Source organism: Nocardioides sp. S-1144 (assembly GCF_005954645.2).
Lineage (GTDB): Bacteria > Actinomycetota > Actinomycetes > Propionibacteriales > Nocardioidaceae > Nocardioides > Nocardioides dongxiaopingii.
On record NZ_CP040695.2, the window covers coordinates 2267520 to 2285328 of the forward strand.

The 17809-nt window shown below is 75.3% G+C and carries 15 protein-coding genes and 1 pseudogene; 5 read left to right on the forward strand and 11 right to left on the reverse strand.

What is annotated here, in order from left to right:
• Position 1: 1 nt before the first annotated feature.
• The 9 genes and pseudogenes from FE634_RS10675 to FE634_RS10710 form a co-directional block, all read right to left on the reverse strand.
• Positions 2 to 1522, reverse strand: a complete 1521-nt coding sequence (locus FE634_RS10675; protein ID WP_222847567.1) for a lipopolysaccharide biosynthesis protein — start codon at positions 1520 to 1522, stop codon at positions 2 to 4.
• Positions 1519 to 2694: a DegT/DnrJ/EryC1/StrS family aminotransferase gene (locus tag FE634_RS10680; protein WP_148240577.1), complete on the reverse strand. Its 1176-nt coding sequence runs from the start codon at positions 2692 to 2694 to the stop codon at positions 1519 to 1521. Before FE634_RS10680 ends, FE634_RS10675 begins: the two co-directional genes overlap by 4 nt.
• Positions 2691 to 3356 (reverse strand): acetyltransferase, encoded by a 666-nt coding sequence (locus FE634_RS10685; RefSeq protein ID WP_148240578.1) that lies wholly within the window; start codon positions 3354 to 3356, stop codon positions 2691 to 2693. The genes FE634_RS10680 and FE634_RS10685 overlap by 4 nt, the downstream gene beginning before the upstream one ends.
• Entirely contained in the window at positions 3353 to 4531 is a 1179-nt protein-coding gene (locus FE634_RS10690) for a DegT/DnrJ/EryC1/StrS family aminotransferase (RefSeq protein ID WP_262347381.1), read from the reverse strand. The genes FE634_RS10685 and FE634_RS10690 overlap by 4 nt, the downstream gene beginning before the upstream one ends.
• Positions 4528 to 5544, reverse strand: a complete 1017-nt coding sequence (locus FE634_RS10695) for an NAD-dependent epimerase/dehydratase family protein (RefSeq protein ID WP_262347382.1) — start codon at positions 5542 to 5544, stop codon at positions 4528 to 4530. Before FE634_RS10695 ends, FE634_RS10690 begins: the two co-directional genes overlap by 4 nt.
• Positions 5541 to 6566, reverse strand: a complete 1026-nt coding sequence (locus FE634_RS10700; protein WP_262347383.1) for a Gfo/Idh/MocA family protein — start codon at positions 6564 to 6566, stop codon at positions 5541 to 5543. Before FE634_RS10700 ends, FE634_RS10695 begins: the two co-directional genes overlap by 4 nt.
• Positions 6451 to 8685, reverse strand: coding sequence for a DUF4082 domain-containing protein (locus FE634_RS21605; RefSeq protein ID WP_316043811.1), 2235 nt, complete (start codon positions 8683 to 8685; stop codon positions 6451 to 6453). Before FE634_RS21605 ends, FE634_RS10700 begins: the two co-directional genes overlap by 116 nt.
• A gap of 166 nt (positions 8686 to 8851) precedes the next feature.
• Positions 8852 to 11473, reverse strand: a pseudogene (locus FE634_RS21780) (N,N-dimethylformamidase beta subunit family domain-containing protein); the annotation flags it as partial.
• A complete protein-coding gene (locus FE634_RS10710) occupies positions 11466 to 12356 on the reverse strand; it encodes a glycosyltransferase (protein ID WP_148240579.1) in 891 nt (296 codons plus the stop codon). The gene FE634_RS10710 and the pseudogene FE634_RS21780, both read right to left, overlap by 8 nt.
• Positions 12357 to 12580: 224 nt before the next feature.
• Between FE634_RS10710 and FE634_RS10715 the strand changes: the two genes are divergently transcribed.
• From FE634_RS10715 to FE634_RS10730, 4 genes are all read left to right on the forward strand, one after another.
• Positions 12581 to 13201, forward strand: a complete 621-nt coding sequence (locus FE634_RS10715) for an acyltransferase (protein ID WP_148240987.1) — start codon at positions 12581 to 12583, stop codon at positions 13199 to 13201.
• Between the two features lie 104 nt (positions 13202 to 13305).
• A complete protein-coding gene (locus FE634_RS10720) occupies positions 13306 to 14337 on the forward strand; it encodes a sensor histidine kinase (RefSeq protein ID WP_148240580.1) in 1032 nt (343 codons plus the stop codon).
• The gene (locus FE634_RS10725; RefSeq protein WP_137295227.1) at positions 14316 to 15011 is read left to right on the forward strand and encodes a response regulator transcription factor; all 696 of its coding nucleotides are present in this window, start codon (positions 14316 to 14318) and stop codon (positions 15009 to 15011) included. Before FE634_RS10720 ends, FE634_RS10725 begins: the two co-directional genes overlap by 22 nt.
• Before the next feature lie 319 nt (positions 15012 to 15330).
• The gene (locus tag FE634_RS10730; protein WP_138875869.1) at positions 15331 to 16068 is read left to right on the forward strand and encodes an AfsR/SARP family transcriptional regulator; all 738 of its coding nucleotides are present in this window, start codon (positions 15331 to 15333) and stop codon (positions 16066 to 16068) included.
• A gap of 7 nt (positions 16069 to 16075) precedes the next feature.
• On the opposite strand, the gene FE634_RS21615 is transcribed toward FE634_RS10730, so the two are convergent.
• Together FE634_RS21615 and FE634_RS10735 are read right to left on the reverse strand one after the other, a co-directional pair.
• Entirely contained in the window at positions 16076 to 16207 is a 132-nt protein-coding gene (locus FE634_RS21615; RefSeq protein ID WP_262347384.1) for a hypothetical protein, read from the reverse strand.
• A gap of 121 nt (positions 16208 to 16328) precedes the next feature.
• Complete coding sequence (locus FE634_RS10735) at positions 16329 to 17372, reverse strand: LLM class F420-dependent oxidoreductase (RefSeq protein ID WP_138875870.1); 1044 nt, start codon at positions 17370 to 17372, stop codon at positions 16329 to 16331.
• A 119-nt stretch (positions 17373 to 17491) separates the two neighbouring features.
• On the opposite strand from FE634_RS10735, the gene FE634_RS10740 reads away from it, so the two are divergent.
• Complete coding sequence (locus tag FE634_RS10740; protein WP_138875871.1) at positions 17492 to 17806, forward strand: helix-turn-helix domain-containing protein; 315 nt, start codon at positions 17492 to 17494, stop codon at positions 17804 to 17806.
• Positions 17807 to 17809: the final 3 nt, after the last annotated feature.

Sequence of the window (17809 nt, forward strand, 5' to 3'; positions counted from 1 at the left end):
GTCAACCACGTCCGACGGTTGTCAGCCGGTGGGACCGCGCGGCCCGGTGCCCGCGGGGGGTGCGGGGCCCACGGACGACGTCCAGGTCGCCGCGGTGGCGCCACAGGACGGCGCCGACGGCCACGACCGCTCCGGTGCCGCACCCGGCGAGGGTGACGAGGTCGCCGGCCCCGATCCCGACGACCAGGGCGCCGGCGGCGGCCACCCCTGCGGCCAGCAGCAGCGCCGGACGCACCGCGCGGCCCAGGCTGGTCACCGCGACGCCGGCCCGGTGCAGCTCGCGCACATGGAGCGGCAGCCCGACCAGGACGCCGACCGCGGCGAGCGCGAGTGCCGCACCACCGATCCCGTCGAGCCGAACGCCGACCCAGACCGCCGGCACCAGCGCGGCGATCCAGGCGCACTGCATCGCCAGGAGGGCGCGCGAGCGACCGAGCACGACGAGGTAGTCGTAGGCGAGCTCGGTGAGGATCCTGACGGCGGCAAGGACCGCGAGCCACCGCAGGGCCTCGGCAGCCGGCGCCCACTGCGCGCCGTACACGAACCTGACGACAGGCTCGGCGGTCACGGCCAGCAGCCCGCACAGCGGCACCGAGACCACCGCGAGCGGCCGGAGCAGCCGCTGGAGGTCACCCCTCATCCGGTCGGGGTCGTGCCGCAGCCGGGAGAACAGGGCGGGCGCGACGCTGCGCAGAGGCTGGGAGAACATCGAGACCGGCCAGCCGGAGAGGTTGACGGCCAGCACGTAGTAGCCGAGCAGCACTGGACCGAGCACCATCCCGACGAGGAGCTGGTCGACGAAGCCGACCACGAAGATGACGACGCTCGCCCCGGCCAGCGGCAACCCGAAGGCCAGCAGCCCGGGCAGGTGGGCGCGGTCGAGCCCCAGCCGGAGCGGGAGCGGCGCGTAGCGCACCAGCAGCACCGCGGACAGCAGCGACCCGGCCAGCCGCCCGTAGGCCAGCGACCAGGCACCGCACCCGGCGAGCGCGAGGGCGACCGAGACGCCGGCGCCGACCCACACGTTGACCTGGTCGGCGACCATCCGCTGGTCCTGCCGGAAGGCGCGCTGCAGCAGCGCGGCCGGTGTCGCGACCACCCCATTGACCAGCACGCACAGGCTGAGCAGCCGCACGACGCCGGTGGCGCCGGGGTCGCCCATGGCCGCCGCGAACCACGGTGCCGCCCCCCAGGCGGCGCCGGTGAGGGCGAGGCTGGTGAGGACCGACACGGCCGTGACCGTCGGCGCGATGGCCACCGGGTCGTCGGGCCAGCGGACGATGGCGAGGCTGACGCCGAGCTCGTTGAAGCTCAGCAGCGCAACCAGCGCCACGAACGCCACCGCGTAGGTGCCGAACTCGGCGGGTCCGAGGATCCGCGCCAGGACCACCCCGATCGCCATCGTCCCGACCCGGGCGACGACGGTGTTGGTCAGGCTCCACGCGAGCGCCCGGCCGGCGGCCGCCGCCGGCTCCGGTTGCGGGGGGCCGCCCGTCTCGGGCCCGGTCGAGGGCGAGGTCACCGGCGGGCCCCGACGGGTGCTGCGACGGGTGCTGCGACGGGTGCTGTGACGGGTGCTGTGACGGCGGCGGTCAGCACCGAGACCACCCGCTCCTGGGCCTCGGCGGTGAGGTGCGGGTACATCGGCAGCGACAGGATCTCGCCGGCGGCGCGCTCGGCCACCGGGAAGCTGCCGGCGCCCAGCCCCAGCCCGGCGTAGGCCTCGGTCCGGTGCACGGGGGTCGGGTAGTGGATCCCGGCACCGATCCCGGCCTCGTGCAGCCGCGCGAGCACCCGGTCACGGTCGGCGACGCGCACGACGTAGAGGTGCCAGACGTGCTGGTTGCCCGCCGCCTCAGAGGGACGCCGGACGCCGGGGACGCCCTCGAGGAGGGCGTCGTAGCGGCGCGCGGCCCGCCGGCGGCGGGCGTTCCACGCCTCGAGGCGCGCCAGCTTGGCCCGCAGGACGACGGCCTGGACCGCGTCGAGCCGCGAGTTGACCCCGATCTCGGCGTGGACGTACTTCTGCTCCGACCCGTGGGCCGCGACCATCCGCACCAGGCGGGCGACCTCGGGGTCGTCGGTGGTGACGGCGCCGGCGTCGCCGGCGGCGCCGAGGTTCTTGCCGGGGTAGAAGCTCGTCGCCGCGGCGGCGCCGAGCGAGCCGGCGGGACGGCCGTGCCGGCGCGCGCCCTGGGCCTGTGCGGCGTCCTCCACGACAGGCACGCCGAGGTCGCGCCCGATGTCGAGGAGCGCCTCGACCGGCGCGCACTGACCGAACAGGTGCACCGGCACCAGGGCGCGGGTCCGCGACGTCACCGCCCGCCGGACGGCGGCCGCGTCGATCAGCAGGTGCTCGTCGTCGACGTCGACCGGCACCGGCACTGCGCCCAGCCGGGAGACGGCCTCGGCCGTGGCGACGAAGGTGTTGGCGGGCAGCACGACCTCGTCGTCGCGCCCGACCCCGACCGCGCGCAGCGCCAGCTCGAGGGCGTCGGTGCCGTTGGCGACGCCGACGCAGTGCCGGGCGCCGACGTGCGCGGCGTACTCGCGCTCGAAGGCGTCGACGACCGGGCCGCCGACGAAGGCGCACGCGGCGAGGACGTCGTCGAGCCCGGCGCGCACCTCGTCCGCGACCTCGGCCTGCTGGCTGACCAGGTCGACCAGCGGGATCGGGGTGGTGTGCTGGCTCATCGGTGTGCTCCTGTGAGGGTGGGGACCGCGAGGCGGCGGGCCGGGACGCCGGCCCAGACCTCGCCGGACGGGACGTCGCCGAGGACGACGGCACCCATGCCGACCGTCGCGCCGGCGCCGATGGAGACGCGCTCACGGACCGCGGCCCGCATGCCCAGGTAGGCGCCGTCGCCGACGACCACGGACCCGCCGAGGGCGACCCCGGCGCACAGGGTCGCGTGGTCGCCCACCTGGTCGTCGTGGGTGAGGGTGACGTGTGGCATCAGCACGGCGTGGCGCCGGACGAGGACGTTGGCGGTGAGCACCACCTGAGCGAGCAGGATGCTGCCGGGTCCGACCGTGCACCCGGGCGGGACGTCGGCGGACGGGTGGACAATGGTGGCGTAGCGGTGGTCGGCGACGCCGAGGGCGGCGAGCCGGTCGGCGACCCGGTGCCGGCCGGCGCCGCTGCCGATGCAGATCACCAGGTCGGCGTCGGGGCGGTCGACGACCTCGTCGATCCCGCCCGCGACGACGGCGTCGTCGCCGGCGCAGACCCTCCTCCCCCACGTGCGGGGGTCGTCGTCCAGCACCGAGACCTCGTCGTGCCGGTCGAGTCGCCGGACGACCGCCAGGGCCTCACGTGCGAGGCCGCTCGCCCCCACGAGCAGCAGCTCTCTCATCTCGTCGCGTCCACCTTCGGCCGGGTGTGGTCGTGGGCCACGAGCACGTCGACCACCCGGGCCTGCTCGTCGTCGGTCATCTCGTGGAAGAGCGGCAGCACCAGCGTCCGGTCGGTCAGCCGCTCGGTCACCGGCAGACCGCCGGGGGTGACCGCGGCGTCCGCGTGGGCCGGCTGGCGGTGCGCGGCCATGATGCCGCGGCGGGCCGAGACGCCGGCGTCCGCGAGCCGCACGAGGAGCCCGTCGCGGTCGGTGTCGTGGGTGTCGAGGACCTCGACCCAGAACGACTGGAAGTTCGAGGTGCCCCAGGGCGGGTCGGCGACGGCGCGCAGCCCTCGCGTCCCGGCGATGGCAGCCGTGTAGGCAGCAGCGAGCTCGCGACGGCGCGCGACCATCGCCGGCAGCTTGGCCAGCTGGACGAGGCCGACCGCGGCCTGGAGGTCGGTCATCCGGTAGTTGAAGCCGACCTCGCCGTAGGTCTCGGGCGGCGTCAGGACGCTCGCGTGCCGCTCGGCGGCCGAGACGCTCATGCCGTGCTCGCGCAGGCGCCGGGCGCGCTGGGCCCAGTCGGCGTGCGCGGTGGTGAGCATGCCGCCCTCGCCGGTGGTCAGCAGCTTGCGCGGGTGGAACGACCAGGCGGCGACCTCGGCGTCCGCCCCGACCGGCCGGCCGCGCAGCGTCGAGCCGGCGCCGCAGGCGGCGTCCTCGACCACGACGACGTGCCGGCCGGCGACGTCGTCGCACACCGCCCGGATCGCGGCGAGGTCGACCGGCACCCCGCCCTGGTCCACCGCGATGACCGCGGTGGTGCGCGGGGTCAGCGCGGCCCGCACGCCCTCGGCGGTCAGGTTGCCGGTCACCGGGTCGACGTCGACGAAGACCGGCCGGGCCCCGACGTAGGTCGGTGCGTTGGCCGTCGCGACGAAGGAGAACGACGGCACCAGGACGTCGTCGCCGGGCTGGACCCCGGCGACCACCAGGGCCAGGTGCAGCGCGCTGGTGCAGCTCGAGGTCGCGACGGCGTGCCCGGCCTGCTGGGCCACCGCGAAGCGCTGCTCGAACTCGGCCACGCGTGGCCCCTGCGCCACCCAGCCGGAGGCGAGGACCTCCGCGACGGCCTCTGCCTCGGCCGCGCCGAGCCAGGGCCGCATCACGTGCAGCGCCGGAGCGCTCACGAGACGGCCACCGGCCGGGCCGCGGCGATCTCCTCGCGCAGCGGGGCCCACCAGGCCACCAGCTCCCGCAGCCCGGTCTCGAGGTCGACCTCGGCGGTGAAGCCGAGGTCGCGGGCGGCGGCGGTGGTGTCGGCGAGGCGCCGGACGACGCCGTTGACGGCGCGCTCCGGACCGTGCTCGAGCGCGAGGTCGGAGTCCATCACCCGCAGCAGGGTGTGGGCGAGCCCGGCCAGGCTGGTCTCCGCGCCGCTGGCGACGTTGTAGACGGCGCCGTCGACGGCGCCGCCGGCGGTCGCGGCCAGCACGTTCGCGCGGGCGATGTCGCGCACGCAGACCAGGTCCATGGTCTGGGTGCCGTCGCCGAAGACGAGCGGCGGCACGCCGTCGGCGATCCGCTCCATCCAGCGCACCAGGACCTCGGTGTAGAGCCCGTGCACGTCCATCCGCGGTCCGTAGACGTTGAAGTAGCGCAGGGCCACGTGGCGCAGCCCGTGGGTGGAGCCGAAGGCGCGCAGCATCCCCTCGTTGAAGGACTTCGCCGCGCCGTAGAAGGTGTCGGCGTTGTGGTGGTGGTGCCGCTCGCCGGTCGGGAACTGCTCGGCCATCCCGTAGACCGACGCCGACGAGGCCGCGACCAGCCGCTGCACCCCGGCCTCGGCGGCGGCCTCGACGACGTTGAAGGTGCCGTCGACGAGCACCTCGAGCGCGAGCCGCGGCTCCTCGGCGCACTGGGTGATCCGCAGCGCGGCCTGGTGGAAGACCAGGTCCTTGCCGCGGGAGAGGTCGTGCACCAGGTCGCGGTCGCAGATGTCGCCCTCAACCAGGGTGGTGCGTCCCGAGGCCTGCGCCTCGGCGAGGTTGGCACGGCGTCCGCGCACCAGGCTGTCGAGGACGTCGACGTGCCGGACCCCGGCCGCGAGCAGCTGGTCGACCAGGGTGGACCCGATCGTGCCGGCACCGCCGGTGACCAGGACGTCGGCGCCGTCCAGCGGACCGCCGGCGGGCCGGTTCACACCGACTCCAGGGTGCGCTCGCCGACCGGCACGGGTGCTCCGCCGACCGCGAGGCTGGCGCTGGCCGCCTCGAGGACGCCGAGCACCCGCAGCCCGGCGGCGCCGCCGGTGCGGGGGTCGCGTCGCGCGTGGATGCTGTCGGCGAGCTCGGTGATCATCGCGCGCAGCGGCTCGTGCTCCGGCAGCGCCGGCGCCCAGGTGTCGCCGAGCCGGTAGGAGATCTGGCTCGTGGTGCGGTCGACCGCGTCCACCGACTGCTGGGTCAGGTCGACCCCCCGGTCGTAGACGCTGAGCCGCTGCTGCGGGTTGAGGTCGTCCCAGACGAGCGTGCGACGGGTGCCGCCGACGACCATCCGGCGGATCTTGGTCGGGCTGAGCCAGTTGACGTGCACGTGCGCCATCGCACCCCCGGGCAGCGGCAGCGCGAGGTAGCCGACGCAGGAGCGCCCGGCACCGAGCGGGTCGGCACCGTGGGCCGAGACCGACTCCGGGCGCAGCCCGCCCGGGAGCACGAAGTCGAGGATCGACAGGTCGTGCGGGGCGAGGTCCCAGAAGACGTCGACGTCGGGCTGCACCAGCCCCAGGTTGATGCGCACGGAGTCGACGAAGAGGATCTCGCCGAGGTCACCGGCGGCCACCATGTCGCGGATGGCCAGGACGGCTGGGGTGTAGCAGTAGGTGTGGTCGGCCATCAGGACCAGGTCGTGCTCGGCCGCCAGCCGCACCATCGACTCCCCCGCGGCGCGGGTGTGGGCCAGCGGCTTCTCGACCAGGACGTGCTTGCCGGCACGCAGCGCGGCCTCGGCGATCACCTGGTGGGTGTGGGCCGGGGTGGCGATGGCGACGACGTCGACGTCCGCGCGGTCCAGGACGTCCGCGAGGTCGTCGGTCGCGAGGGCGCCCCCCTCAGCGAGGGCCACGGCGCGGGCGAGGTCCAGGTCGCAGACGGCGGCCAGCTCCCACGCGCCGCTGGACCGGAAGTTGCGGGCCAGGTTCGGCCCCCAGTACCCGGCTCCGACCACTGCTGCCCGCAGCCGTCGCGCCGGAGCCTGCAAGCCTGGTGGTGGCGCGCTCGTCGTCATCTCGTGTCCCCCTGTCGGACCCGGCGTCGGGTCCCTGCACGTATTCGACTCGACCCGCCGCGGACGCGCGGGAGGTCGGCGCCGCGATACCCGACGTTGATGACGTGGCCGCCCGGAAGGTGACGTCGACGTAGTAGCTCGACGAGTTGTGGGAGCCGGTCGGGAACCCGCCGGCGGCGCCGTACAGGTATCGCCCGTTCTGGCCGGCCGGGGCGCTGAGCTGGCCCGCGGTCCACGCGGTCGCGAAGAACCCCGCGCCCACCGGGTAGCGACCCTGTGGCGCCAGGTACGACACGACGTAGGTCTGGCCGGCCCCGACGGGCACCGGCGTGGTGAAGGTCGCGGTCTGCCACCCGGTGGCACTCTCGCCGGTGAAGGTGACCGAGGCCAGGCGGGTCCCCGACGCCGTCCAGAGCGAGCCGACGTGGGTGCCACCGTTGCCCGTCCCCTTGTAGAAGCGCACCTGCGTCACCGCTCCGTCGACGGCCGGGGTGAAGACGGTGCCGAGCTCGACCGAGCCGCTGTCGGACGCCGCCGGCACCGGCGGTACCAGGCCCGCGAACAGTGACGCGCCGTCCGGGGTCGCCGCCTCGGTCCGGAAGGTCCAGGTCTGCTCGGGCAGGACGGCGCCCTCGGCGGACACCACCCCGGTCACCGAGACCGTCAGGTCGGTGTCCCCCGGCAGCAGCGACGACGGCGCGAGGGTCAGGGTGCGCCCGTCGGCCGAGCGGGTGAGGGTCGCCGGCAGGCCGGTGCTGCCCTGGAGGATGCTCATCGCGTAGCCGTCGGCGACCGGCGCCGACAGGGTGATCGTCGGCCGGGCCCCCCGCGACACCCCGGTCGCACCCGGCGACGGAGTGCGGCCGGTGACCGAGACCGAGACCGGTGTCGGGGCGAAGACCACGTCGACGAAGTAGTTGGTCGCGCCGTGGTCGTTGGTCGGGAAGCCGCCGCCGGCACCGTAGCGGAAGCGACCGTTCTGCTGGGCCGGTGCGGTCAGGTCACCACTGGTGAAGGGGCCGGAGAAGAAGCCGGGCGTCGAGGAGTAGCGCCCGTTCGGCGCGAGGTACGACACCACGTACAGCTCGCCCGGCGTCAGCGGGACCGGCGTGGACAGGGCGGCGCCCTGCCACCCGGTGGCCGACTCGTCGGTGAAGATGACGCTGGCCAGCCGGGTACCGGTCGACGTCCAGAGCGAGCCCGTGTGGGTGCCGGTGTTGCCCGGGCCCTTGTGGAACCGGATCGCGGTGACGCTGCCGGGCTTGGTCACCCGGAACGCCGTCCCGACCTCGACCGCCGCCGCGTCGGTCGTCGCGAGGTTGCGCGGCACGTGGTCGCTGAAGAGCGTCTGCGCCGTGACCGGGTCGGCGGCGCGGGTGCGGAAGGTCCACGTCTGGGCCGGCAGCACCGCCCCGTCGGTCGACACCGCGCCCGTCAGCCGGGCGCGGACGTCGACGTCGGCGGGCAGCGCGGAGGACGGCGTGAACGTGACCGACGTGCCCGCGGCGTCGAGCACCGACGAGCCGGGGAGCGCACTGCCGTCGGACTGCCGGGTGACCGCCAGGTCCCAGCCGCCCACCAGGGGCGCGGAGAGCCGGATCCGCACCGGTGACCAGCGGGGCACGGCGGCGGCGCCGGGCGCCGGCTCCCGGGCGGCCACCGAGATCTCCGCGGGGCCGCGCTCGAGGACGACGTCGACCAGGTAGCTGGCCCCGGAGGTGTTGCCCGGGTAGGCGTCGGCGTAGGAGTAGGCGCCGCCGTTGCGCGGCACCCGCAGCGGCGGGCGGTTGTACTCCGACGAGAACTGGCCCGGCGTCGCCGAGTACCTCCCGGCCGTGGTGCGGTAAGACGCGACGTACTCGGTGCCGGCGCTGACCGCCACCGGCTGGGCGAGGGTCAGGGTCTGCCAGCCGGCCGCCGACTCGTCGGTGAAGGTGCCCTGCGCGAGCCGGGTGCCCGACGTCGACCAGAGCACGCCGGTGTGGGTGCCGGTGTTGTTCGGTCCCTTGTAGAACCGCAGCGCGGTGACGGTCCCGGCGACGGTCGGCACGAAGCGCACGCCGAGGGTGACCGCGACGGCGTCGCGGTCCTCGAGCGAGGTCGGCTGGGTGCTGTCCTCGAAGAGGCTGCACGGGCAGACCCCCCGGGGTCGAGGGTGGCCGCGCGGTCGTGAACGACCAGGTGCCGCCGCTCCGGACGGGGTTGCCGAGCGCGTCGGTGGCCGTGATCGTCGCCGTGTGGCGCGTCGACGACGCCAGCGGCGCCGCCGGGGTGAAGGTGACCGTCCGGGTCGCGGCAGCGTACGAGGTGGTGCCGGCGACCGTGCTGCCGCCGGCGTCGCGCAGCACGACCGTCGGCCCGCTCGCCGGGGCCCGCGACAGCCGCGCGGAGATCGTGGTGCCGGTCGGCATCGACGTCGAGTCGACGAGCGGCGTGCGGTCGGTCAGCACCAGCGGGGAGGTGTCGGTCGTCGTGAACAGCACGTCGACGCCGTACGACGTGCGCTGGAAGCTGTTGTCGGGGAACTTGCCCGCGTCGGCGAAGACGCCGGCCGGCGGGGTCCCGAAGCCACCCTCGACCCGCAGCGGTGGCGCCTCGATGCCGGCCGACCAGAAGGCCCCGCCCTCCACGGCGAACCGGCCCTGGGGCGCGGTGTAGGACGCCACGTAGGTCTGCCCCGCGGCCACCGGCACCGAGCTCGAGAAGGACACCTGCTGCCACCCGGACGCCGTCTCGTCGGTGAAGGTCGCGGTCGCGAGCCGGGTGCCGGACGCCGTCCACAGCGAGCCGACGTGGGTGCCGCCGTTGCCGGCGCCCTTGTAGAAGCGGACGCCGGGCACGAAGCCGTCCATCGTCGGCCGGAACCGGATGCCGAGCTCGAGCGGATCGGTGTCGGTGGCGGCCGGCGTCCGGGGCACGGCGTCGCCGAGCAGCGAGCACGGGCAGCTCACCGTGAGCGAGCGGACGGCGGCGGCGCCGATGTTGGCGCTGTCGTCGACGGCGCGGACCTGCACCGGTGTGGATCCCTGGCCGTGCTGCCGGTAGGTCGCCGACCAGGACGTCGTCCCCGACGCCGGGTGCCACGACGCGCCGCCGTCGGCGGAGTACTCCACGCCGGCGACCCGGCCGCCGCCGGTGTCGGACGCGGTGCCGGTCACGGTCACCTGGACCCCGTTGGCCCGGGCCGCGCCCTCGGCGGGCGAGGAGATGACGACCGTGGGCCCCGTCGCGTCGTCCGACTCCACCGCGGCGACCAGCGGCGAGCCGAGGGTGGCGGGCTGCACGCCCATGTCGGCGAACAGGTTCACCTGCGCCTGCTGCATCCGCGGGTCGGCCGGCTCGGGCGCGAACGGGGAGTCGTGCTGCCCGTCCAGGCCCCAGGTCCACTGCACCGTGCCGGCGCCGAAGACCAGCGCCCGGCTCGGCGCGCGGTAGAGCGTGAGGTGGTGGGTCGTCGTGCCGGCCGCGACGGTGTTGCCGAAGTCCTGGAGGTACTCGGTCACCGGCCCGTTCGTCGTGGACAGGCGCACCAACCCCGGCGGACGGAACCCGTTGTCGACGTCCTCGTCGGACTCGTAGCCGACGGTGTGCGGCGCGAGGGCGACGCTGCCGCTGGTCTGGGTGGCGACCGAGGTGCCGCGCCAGAGCCGGTTCCGGCCCTCGGCCGCGGAGACGGTGAGCGGCAGGTCGCTGTAGTTGACCATGTACGCGGTGCCGGTCAGCGCGTTCTCCGGCACGCCTGCGCCCGCGCTCGGCGGCGCGTAGCGCGGGTCGCGCCAGGTGCCCGTCCACTCCGGCGACGGGTCGCTCTTGGAGCGGTCCCAGGTCTCCTTGTAGGACACCAGCGTCCGGTACGGCGTGTGGCTCGCGTCGGCCGACGGCTCGTAGCGCGTCTTCCAGTAGACCTCGTTGCCGCTGAGGAACTGCAGGTGTACGCCGGCGTCGCGCGCCGTCTCGACGTTGGCGCGCTGCGCCTTGCTCCAGTACTCGTCGTGGCCGACGGACAGGAACACGTCGTGGTTCAGCAGGCGCGCGCCGGACCGGTCGGTGTCTACCCCGGCGATGTAGCTGACGTCGTAGCCGTTCTTCTCGAGGAACCGGACCATCGGGTACTCGTTGGCGAAGTAGAAGTCGCGGCCGCCGGGACCGTCGCGGGTCAGCACCGGGCGGTTGTAGCTGATCTTGTAGGCGCGTCCGTTGGCGGCGCCGCGGTAGAAGTTCGAGCCGCCGTAGGTGTTGTAGGCCTGCCACGTGGGGTCGGAGGTCTGGAAGACGACGGCGGCGTCGCTCGCGTCGTCGCGGACGATGAAGGTGATGTGGCTGGCGTCGCGGTTGTCGGGCCGCTCGAGCCGGGCGACGTAGACGCCGGAGACGGCCGTGGTCGGGACGGTCCACGACGCCGAGACACCCCAGTTTCCGCAGTCGTAGAGCTCGGTGTCGAGGTCGGTGATGCAGGCAGGCTGCACCTGCGGGAGCGTTGCGGACGGGGTGATCCTCGCGACCTCGCGGGCGCCGGCGCCGTCGTAGTAGCCGGTGCGGTAGATCGTGATGCCGTAGGCCGTGGCGTCGGTGTCGATCTTGAAGTCGACCCGGTCGCCGAGGTCGACGCTGATCTCGGTGGCAAAGCCCTGGATCGAGGCGTCACCGGCGCCCTCGACGTCCCAGGTGCTCGCCGGGGTGCCCGGCTTGGTGTTCTCGCAGGCGACCGGGTTGCCACCGGGGCCGCAGGGCCCGGTGAGGGCGGAGGCCGCCGGGGCCACCACGGGTGCGAGGCCGACCGCGAGGAGGGCTGCCGCGGTCAGGCCGACCAGGAGCCGGGTCGTCGGGCGGATCGGGTGTTCAGGCACGGGAGCTCTCGTCTCTCAACCATGTGGTGTAGTCGCCGGCACGGACTGCGCGGCGACTCGATCGGCGGGCCAGGAGCGTGACTCCGAGGAAGACCGGGAGCCGCGGGGCGAGCCGGGGGCGGCGGGCGGCGAGCACCAGCAGCGACATCGGCGTCGTGGCGGAGTCGGCCCGTCGCGCGCCAGCGGCGCTGGCCTGGGTGACGCCGGTGGCGACGCGGCTGCGCCGGCGCAGCAGGTCGGCCAGCGAGCCCGGGGTCCGGACCTCGACGACGGAGTCCTCGATGACGCGGCGCTCGTCGTCGGTGAACGCGTCGGAGACGACGAGGTCGTCGCTCATCAGCTCCGGCAGGGCGTCGACCCGCGCCTGGCCGGCCGCGCTCAGCGCGAACGCCCCGCGGCCGAACAGCCCGCTGCGGACCTGTGGCAGCTGCTCCCAGACGTCGTAGTACCACCGCACCAGCCGGGGCGTGCCGTCGTGCCGGAGCACCCGGCGCGGCGCCGTGGCCATCGCGCCGCCGTCCAGCAGGGGCGCCACGAGCAGCAGCAGGTCGGCGCCGGTGAGCCGGACGTCGGCGTCGAGGTGGACCCGCGGGAAGACGCGGCACGCGGCGTTGCCGGCCCGCACCGCGGCCGCCTTCGACGGCGTCGCGAGCTCGATCACCCGCGCCTCCGGGTAGGCCAGCGCCGCCTGCGCGGCCGTGTCGTCGGTGCAGCCGTTGCAGACCACGACGACGTCGAGCAGGTCGGGCGGGACGCCGGTGCGCAGCGCGCCGAGCGTGCTGGCGATCCCCCGGCCCTCGTCGTGGGCCGGGACGACCACGCCGACCCTCGGGTGCTGGTCCCCTGCCGCCCCGCGCGCCGTGCCGGCGCGGTGGATGTCCATGTCGCGTGTGCCCCTCGGTGTGCTCGGCGGTGTCCTCGGCCGTCCCTCGTGTCCCGAGGCCCGCAGCCTCCCCTCGTTGCCAGGCGCGACGGCCCGGGCACGACCTCGGTCGCCGAATTTGGGGAGTGCCCCCGACCGGCTCGGCCGCCCGCCCCCGCGTGCCGTGAGATGGCCGCATGCCTGCCGAGCCGCCCGCTGTCCTCCCCGCCATCGCGCCACCACCGATGGCCGTCGAGGACGGGGCGCGCGTGGAGACGTCGGCCGAGGTGGAGGACGGGGCGGTGGTCGGGCGGGGCACCCGGGTCTGGCACCTGGCCCAGGTGCGGTCCGGGGCCCGGGTCGGCCGCGACTGCGTGGTCGGGCGCGGCGTCTACGTCGGTCCCGGTGCCGTGGTCGGTGACCGCTGCAAGATCCAGAACCACGCGCTCGTCTACGAGCCCGCCGTGCTCGAGGACGGCGTCTTCGTCGGGCCGGCCGTCGTCCTCACCAACGACGCCTACCCGCGCGCGGTCACCCCGGACGGTCGTCTCAAGGACGCCGACGACTGGACCGCCGTCGGCGTCCGGCTGCGGGAGGGCGCCAGCATTGGTGCGCGTGCCGTCTGCGTCGCCCCGGTCACGGTCGGCCGGTGGGCGCTGGTCGCGGCGGGCGCGGTCGTCGTCGACGACGTCCCGGACTTCGCGCTCGTCGCGGGGGCCCCCGCCCGGTTCCGCCGCTGGGTGGGTCACGCCGGCGTGCCCCTGGTCCCCGAGGGCGACGGTTCGTTCCGCTGTCCCGCCACGGGGCGGGGCTACACCGAGTCGGAGGGCCTGCTGCGCGAGGCGGGGCCGCCGGGCCCGTCGTGACCCAGCGCCTTCCAGCGCCGTTTCTGAGAAGCGGTTTGACGTTCCTTTGACGTTTGGTTCGCACCGTCGTCGTTAGATCCTCCTGAGCATCCGGGGGGACGCACATGAGCATCGATCTTGCATTCATCGCACCAGGTTCGAGTCGGCGGAGCCGGCTCCTCGACCCGCCGCCGACGACGGTCGTCGCGGTCGCGGTCGTCACCGTCGCCGCGCTGGCGGCCAGCCTCGTCGGGCACCCGTCGAGCGCGGGCTCCGGCTCCGAGCTGGCCCTGCGCTGGGGCCAGACCGAGCTGCTGCTCGGCGCCGCCGTGCTGGTGGTGCTGCGCCTGTCCCGGCGTCGCCGCGCCGACGGCGACGAGCCGGTCCCGGGCGCCGGTGGTGACGCCGGCGACCCCGACGCCCCTGCCGACCTCGCCGACCTGGGTGCCGCGTCGCGCCGCGCCCTGGCGGCCGAGGCCGCCCTGGGCCGCGACCAGGAGCGGTGGCACGAGCTGCGCGCCACCGTCACCGGGATCGCGCTCTCGCACCGGCTGCTCCACGACGGCGCCGCCGCGCTCCCGGCCGGCACCCAGGCGCGGCTCGCGCGGATGTACGACAGCGAGATCGGCCGCCTCGAGCGGCTGGTCTCCCCGGCGCACGACGAGGACCCGGCGTCCACCGTCGACCTCCACGACGTGATCGACCCGCTCGTGACCAGCCTGGAGGTCCGCGGCCACGCGGTCCGGTGGGCCGGGACGGCGCGACGGGTGGTCGCCCGCGCCGACGACGTCGCCGAGATGGTGCACGTGCTGCTGGAGAACGCCGTGGCGCACGGGTCCGGTCGCGAGGTCGCCGTCGAGGTCGTCGCCGCTGCCGGTCACCCCGCGGACCCCGGCGGAGCGGAGCGGGTCCACGTCGTGGTCAGCGACCACGGGCCCGGCGTCCCGCCCGCCCTCGCCGGCCGGGTCTTCGACCGCGGTGTGCGCGGCGAGCGCTCCCGCGGACACGGTCTCGGTCTCAACATCGCCCACCGGCTCGCCGCCGAGGCCGGCGGCCGTCTCTGGCTCGAGCCGGGTGGCCCCGGCTCCGGGGCGACCTTCGTGATCGACCTCGCCGCCGACGACCGGACCAGCCCGTGCCCCGCTCTCTCGGCCTGACCCGCATCGTCCTCGTCGAGGACCACGCACTGTTCGCCGAGGCGCTCGACGTCGCGCTGACGCTCGAGGGCCACCAGGTGCAGCGCGTGTCGCCGACGTCGGGGCCGATGACCACGGCCCAGCTGGTCAACGCCGCGCTCCGCAGCCGGCCGCGGATCGTCCTGCTCGACCTCGACCTCGGCCCGGCCGGCGACGGCGTCCGGCTGATCACGCCGCTCGTCGACGCGTCGGTGGCGGTCGTCGTCGTGACCGCCTCGACCGACCGCGCCCGCTGGGGCGACTGCCTGCGCCAGGGCGCCCGCACCGTGCTCCCGAAGTCGACGCCGCTCAACACCATCCTGGCGACGATCCGGCGGATCGGCGAGGGCCAGCGGGTGATGCCGCGCGAGGAGCGCGACCTCCTCGTCGCTGCGTTCCACGACGAGAACCGGTGGCTGCAGCACACCCGGGAGCGGCTCGAGTCGCTCACGACGCGGGAGCGCGAGGTGCTCGCGCGGCTGATGGCCGGGCGGACGGTGCGGGAGATCGCCCGGGAGTCGTTCGTCTCCGAGGCGACCGTCCGGACCCAGGTGAAGTCGATCCTGTCGAAGCTCGAGGTGTCGTCGCAGATCGCCGCTGTCGGCGCCGCGATGAAGGCCCGGTGGCGACCCCCGGCCCTGCGTGACCGGCTGTGAGGAGGCCTCGCGCCGACGGGTCCCGCGTGGGTGTCACTCGGTTTGGGGATGCGCTCGCCGGTCGCGACGGGGCAGCGTGGAGGCTGCACGCGGCGGTCGGTCCGATCCCCCAGGAACCGGCCTTCGTCCGTGGTGCGCCGGGGCCTGCCTCTCCGAAGTCACCCACGGCGGCGGGACGGCAGGCTCCCGGTCCAGCCCTCCGGGACCTCCGCCGGTCCTCGCGGCCCACCGGGTCGCCGACGTCGTCTACGATCGATCAGCGGTCGGACCCGGGCCGCGCGGGTGGCAACGGCCGGGGAGAGGCATCGTGCACCTGATCATGATCCGCATGCTCGGCGGCCTCGAGGTGCTGCGCCCCGACGGGGCGCTCGTCGAGCCGCGCGAGTGGCGCACGGGCAAGACCGCCGACCTCCTGCGGCTCCTGGCGCTCGAGAACGACCGGCCGGTCCGCGTCGGCAGCCTGCTGGCGACGCTGTGGCCCGACGCCCCGGTCGCGCGCGCCCAGGGCAGCCTGCGCACGGCCAGCAGCCAGATCCGGCGGGCGATCGGGACGCACTGCGTCGTCCGCCAGCCGGACTCGCTCGTGCTGGAGGGCGCCTGGGTCGACGTCGGGCACTACCACCGCAACGGCGCCGACGCCGCGGCGGCGGCACGGGCCGGTGACCTCGAACGGGTGCTGGCCCTGACCCGGATCGCCGAGCGGCACTACCGCGGCGACTTCCACGCCCACGACGACCTCGCCGCCTGGGCGGTCGCCGAGCGCGAGCGGTTGGCGCTGCGCCGCCACGACATGCTGTGCGACGCCGCCGACGCCGCGCTCGCCCTCGGGCGGCCGCGCGACGCGCTGGACTTCGCGAGCACGGCGGCCCGGGCCACCCCGTCGTCGGAGACCGCGCACCGCGCCCTGATGCGGGCCCACGCCGACCTCGGGGAGGTCGGGGCCGCGCTCCGGGTCTACGAGGGCTACCGGCGTCACCTGGCCGACGAGCTCGGCGCCGACCCGTCGGAGCAGACCCGGGCGCTGCACCTGGGCCTGCTCCGCGGCCGCGGCGACTGAGACCACCTCAGACGAGGTGCAGCTGCACCGCGGGCTGCTCCGTGCCCCGCGACTCGGCGTCCCCGCCCGCGCGGCTGCCGACCACGAGCAGGATCACCCCGACCACCACGACCAGCACCAGCACTGCACCAGCGATCATGCGTCCCGACATCTCGCTCCTCCGTTCCGTAGGCGTCCCTCCAGTACAGGGGCTCGGCCGCGGCGGCACCACCTCCCGCCGGGTTGTCCGCGCCAGGCGGGCGCGGCGCGCGCCGACGACGTCAGGCCAGCAGCTCGGCCACCCGGCGCACCTCGGCGGGGTCGGTGAGGCTGAGCAGCAGCGTCGTGACCCCGGTCGACTCCCAGGCCGCGACCCGCTCCAGGACCTCGGACGGCGTGCCGACGATGTGCATGTCGTCGACGAGGTCGTCGGGGATCAGCGCGGTCGCCTCGTCGCGGCGTCCGGCCAGGTAGTGCGTCTGGACCTCCGCGGCCAGGGCCTCGTGACCCATCCGGACGAAGACCTGGTTGTGGAAGTTCGCCTCGGCGGCGCCCATCCCACCCATGTAGAGCGCGACCATCGGCTTGAGGGCGTCGAGCACCTGCTGCTTCTCCGCGGCCGAGCCGACCACCTGGAGGTGGCAGGTCGCGGCGATCTCGAAGGTCTCCCGCGTGCGCCGGGCGCCCGGCCGCGCGAAGCCCTCGTCGAGCCAGGGCTGGTACATCCCGGCCGAGCCGGGCGTGTAGAAGAGCGGGATCCAGCCGTCGGCGATCTCGGCGGTCTGGGCGACGTTCCGCGGCCCCTCGGCCCCGAGCCAGATCGGGACGTCGGACCGCAGCGGGTGCACGATCGGCTTGAGCGGCTTGCCCAGGCCGACCGCCCCGGGACCGGCGTACGGCAGGGGGTGGTGCGGCCCGGCGTTGGTGACCGGGGCCTCCCGCGCGAGCACCTGGCGGACGATGTCGACGACCTCGCGGGTGCGGGCCAGCGGCTTCGCGAACGGCTCGCCGTACCAGCCCTCGACGACCTGCGGCCCGCTCACGCCCATGCCCAGCACCACGCGGCCGCCGCTGAGGTGGTCGAGGGTCAGGACGTGCATGGCGATCGAGGTCGGCGAGCGCCCCGACATCTGCACGATCGAGGTGCCCAGCCGGACCCGGGAGGTCTCGCGCCCCCACCACGCCAGCGGCGTGAACGCGTCCGAGCCCCAGGCCTCCGCGGTGAAGATCGCGTCGAACCCCGACTCCTCCGCGGCGGCGACGAGCTCGGCGACACCCTCGGGCGGTCGCGCGCCCCAGTACCCCAGCTGCAGTCCCAGCTTCATGGGGTCACTCTGGCACGGCGCCGCGCGCACCGGCGCCCGCGCGATCGCGTCCACCGGCCGCGTTCACCGGTCGCGAACAGCCCTTCCGGGCCGGCACCCGGGGCGCCTAGCCTCCGGGCATGGGTGACCTCGTCCCGCTCCCGCGCCCCGCACACCGCGCGCCCGCGCCGCAGCGACCCGAGCCGCTGTGGCGCGAGGTCGTCGGCCGGGAGCTGCGCGCCGAGCGGCGGCGCCAGGACCGCACCCTCGCCGACGTCGCCGGCGACGCCGGCATCTCGGTCCAGTACCTCTCCGAGGTCGAGCGCGGGCTCAAGGAGCCGAGCTCGGAGATCCTCGGCGCCGTGCACGGCGCCCTCGGGCTGCGGCTCGTCGAACTCACCGGCCGGGTCAGCCGGGCCCTGCGACCCAGCGGCCCGGTCGCCCTCGCCGCCTGAGCG